This window comes from Microcella putealis, from assembly GCF_004216575.1.
Taxonomy (GTDB): Bacteria; Actinomycetota; Actinomycetes; order Actinomycetales; family Microbacteriaceae; genus Microcella; species Microcella putealis.
This window is the reverse complement of the sequence record NZ_SGWW01000008.1, coordinates 1-1,054: the sequence shown is the minus strand read 5'-3', so window position 1 is coordinate 1,054 and position 1,054 is coordinate 1. Positions and strand designations below refer to the sequence as shown.

General features: G+C 65.7%; 1 protein-coding gene. It reads right to left on the bottom strand.

Annotation, left to right across the window (positions count from 1 at the left end; genetic code table 11):
- A partial coding sequence (locus EV141_RS12200) for an IS481 family transposase (protein ID WP_130486255.1) occupies positions 1-958 on the bottom strand: 958 nt, incomplete at its 3' end.
- Positions 959-1,054 lie beyond the last annotated feature (96 nt).

Below are 1,054 nucleotides of genomic sequence, written 5' to 3'. Positions count from 1 at the left end.
TGTTCTTCCTCGTGAGGTTGTGAACGCGGGCTGAGGGTGTGAGACCGCCGATCCCGGTGTGGGGTCGGTGGTGATTGTAGTGATGGAGCCAGTCGGCGTAGGTCGCTGAGCGGGCCTCGTCGCTGGAGTAGGTGGCGGCGTAGGCCCATTCAGCGGCGAGGGTGCGGTTGAAGCGTTCGACTTTGCCGTTGGTCTGTGGTCGGTAGGGGCGGGTCCAGCGGTGCTGGATGGGGCCGAGTGCGGCAGCGAAGTCGCGTGAGCGATAGCAGGCGCCGTTGTCGGTCATCACCGCGGTGACGGTAATGCCGTGCTCGGCGAAGAACGCCTCGGCCCGGCGCCAAAACCCAGCTGCGGTTTCCTTGCGCTCATCGGGGAGCTCTTCCGAGTAGGCGAGCCGCGAGTGGTCGTCGACGGCGTGGTGCAGGAACGCGTAGCCGCGTCCTTTCTTCTTGTTGTTGCGGTTCCCGATCGTGCGGCCCAGCATCCGGTGCCCGCCGCCGTTAGGGATTCGTCCGAGCTTCTTGATGTCGACATGGACAAGCTGGCCGGGAGCGGCGAGCTCGTAGCGGATCGGCTTGGGTTTTCGGACCGGGAGGCCGGTGGCTTGGTCGAGGTGGTGCAGCAGCGGCATCCGGTAGCGGGCAAGGACACGTCCGACCGTCGAGCGGGCGACGCCAAGGTGATAGCCAATCCGATGCGGCCCCCAACGGCGGGTGAACCGCAGCGCCACGATGCGCCGTTCAAGTCGTTGCGGCGAACGCGACGGCTGCCGGTGCGGTCTGGAGCTGCGGTCGGTCAGTGGCAAACCGGCCCGATAGCGGGACGCCCAACGAGACGCCGTCGCCGGCGAACACTGGAACCGCTCAGCAGCACGGCGCACCGACCAGCCCTGGTCGACGATGAGGCGAGCAAGTCGAACCCTGCCCTCCGGAGTGAATGGCGCGTTAGCGTGAGTCACGAAGACCTCCGTGGAAACGATCTGAGTGTGGTTACCCACATCGTTCCCGGAGGTCTTCGCTCACCTCAGCCGATCACAACGTGTCGAGGAAGAACA